2 protein-coding genes are annotated in these 2,414 nt (G+C 49.1%); both read left to right on the forward strand.

Annotated elements, in window-relative coordinates; all coding sequences use genetic code 11:
* The coding region (locus tag OEM52_14885) for a nodulation protein NfeD (GenBank protein MDK9701419.1) at positions 1 to 367 on the forward strand (367 nt) is incomplete at its 5' end.
* Position 368: 1 nt separating this feature from the next.
* Entirely contained in the window at positions 369 to 2,396 is a 2,028-nt protein-coding gene (locus OEM52_14890) for a ComEC/Rec2 family competence protein (protein MDK9701420.1), read from the forward strand.
* The last annotated feature ends 18 nt before the right edge of the window (positions 2,397 to 2,414 follow it).

Below are 2,414 nucleotides of genomic sequence, written 5' to 3' on the forward strand. Positions count from 1 at the left end.
CAGTAAAGGTGCCTTTACCGCGGGCGGTATCGTCGCACTGATTACCGGATCACTTCTCTTATTCGATTTACCGGACGATATGCCAGGAATCAATTGGGCGGTTATTGCCGGCGTAGTCGTGTCAACCGTACTGTTTTTTGTTTTTGTGGTAGCGGCGGGTGTGAAGGCGCTCAAGAACAAGGTCGCAACCGGTGAGGAAGGAATGGTCGGAACTTCGGGAGAAGTGGTCGTTCCTTGCGAACCTGCCGGCACAGTGTATGTGCGTGGCGAACTATGGCGAGCGCTTTCCGAGACACCACTGCCAAAGGGAACGATAATTGTTGTCACGAAAGTCGACGATACTGTCTTATACGTAGCTCCCAAGTAGCATGAGCGCACCCCTATTGGGATGGGGACTTGCCGCATTTGCCGGCGCACTACTCGGTATCCTGAACGCACAATGGGAAGGATACTTCTGGTGGTGCGCACTTGCCTTTCTATTACTAACGTTCCTACTCCAGTTAAAACCATTTCGCTCTCTTCTGCTTTTTGCTGAGTATGCATTACTGATCACGTTCGGATTCGCCTGGGCGGCTTTTGTTTCTGGCAATGTGGTCAAACCGTTGCTTGTTGACCAACGGATTCCAGTCTATAGCTGGTGTGACATAACGTGTGATCCGATGCGAACGAATAGCGGATGGTTGGTCACTGGCACCCTCGAACATTCGCCGCCAATAACAGTCCAGATTTTCTATCGTGATGCATCCTACCCGTTGAGAAGCGGTGACCGGATTAAATTCACAGGTGAGTTATCCCCCTTCGATTCAATGAGTTTTCTTACCTATGGTTCCCGCGAACGATATGCTGCCGCTTCCGGTTCGCAAGCGCGGGTTACCGTCCATCGAATCGTTACCCATCATCCCAATCCAAATCATCTCCACCGAATTTCACAACAAGCTGCCACTGCAATCCGCGAGAAAATCTCTACCACACTGCACCAAGCGATTCCTGGCGAAGCGGCTATGCTATCGGAAGCGTTGTTACTCGGGAATTATGCCCAACTCGATCCAATGACCATCGCCGGATTTCGGAAAACTGGATTGCTCCATCTCCTTGCGCTTTCCGGTTTACAGGTCATGGTGATGTGGGCGTTGTTTGAAGCGTTCGGTTCGATACTTCGACTCAAGTTTCATTACCGGATGGCTTTTATCGTATGCTGTTTGTTCGGGTATTGGTGGCTTTTGCCCGATATCGCTTCGGTCGACCGGGCGTTTGTCATGGCACTGTTTCTGATTGCGATGCGGTGGCGTGGGAAACATCATTCCCCATGGCAGCCATGGGGAGGAGCGCTACTCTTACTCTCGCTCTGGCAACCGCACGATGTCGTTACGCCAGGCTTTCAATTAAGCTTTGCTGCGGTAGGTAGTATACTCTTCTATCTCCGGCATCATTCACAAATTTTTCCTACTCCCGTTGTAAGATTAAACGTCTTGCAAAAAGGGATACGATGGTCGCTCGATGCTATTTGTATCTCCTGTGTCGCTTTGCTTGGAACAATACCTGTGATGGTTTACCACTTCGGTTTTGTCTCCTTTGCCGGTATTCTCTTGAACCTTCCAGCAATTCCGATTAGTAACGCGATATTGATAGCAGCAATTCTCATTTTGTTGCTATCACCGGTTCCGTTACTCCCAACACTGTTGGGACAGGGAGTTGCAAAACTTACCGATTGGTTGTTCACGATTGCGACCTTCCCCGGAATGCAATGGGGAGCCGGTAGTCGAAAATTCGTCCCGCTGCTCTTTGCAACTTTCGCACTATTTCTTACCATACACTGGGTGTTGCGAAAACAATGGCGGTTCGCTGTTGTCTCTTTGTTTGTGTTGATAGTAACAGGTGGGATTGCGATTCGTCTTGCGAATCGTATTGAGGTTGAGAAGTTACATTTGATTACGGCTGCCAATGGCAAACACATCTACTTTGCCCATAGCAACCGGGAAGCACAACGCTTTACACAGTTTTGGTTAAAGCGGAACGGTTCCTTTCCGGTAACGATTGCAAGCCGCGTCGCGCTATTCGAGTGGTCGAAAAGTCTCCCCGCCTCCGTGAAAATTATCGAGTTAGGAAAGTGTACCGTCGGGGTGCCGCAGGAAATTGAACTTGGTATATTCTGGACATCGGTGATAACTGAAACTCAAAACGACAACCCAGTGACTTGGGGATACTATGTCGATACTCACTCGAGAGTTACTCCATGTTTCGCAGGACTATCGCCTCATCTACTGGCTGAGTTAGGATGGAAATTGCAACTGCCAATCGGTGACCGGTTACCGATTGAACAAGCTTCATTACATCCATCTGGAGAGTGGTTTCGACAACGCTGGAACGATACGTTAGGTAAGAACGTCTTGCAATGAAGAATCAATTGAACAAAG

It is taken from the genome of bacterium, assembly GCA_030247525.1.
Classification (GTDB): Bacteria; Electryoneota; JAOADG01; order JAOADG01; family JAOADG01; genus JAOTSC01.

Excerpts from the sequence above, each read along its gene's own strand:
- OEM52_14890 (MDK9701420.1), top strand. The coding sequence starts at position 369 with ATGAGCGCACCCCTATTGGGATGGGGACTTGCCGCATTTGCCGGCGCA.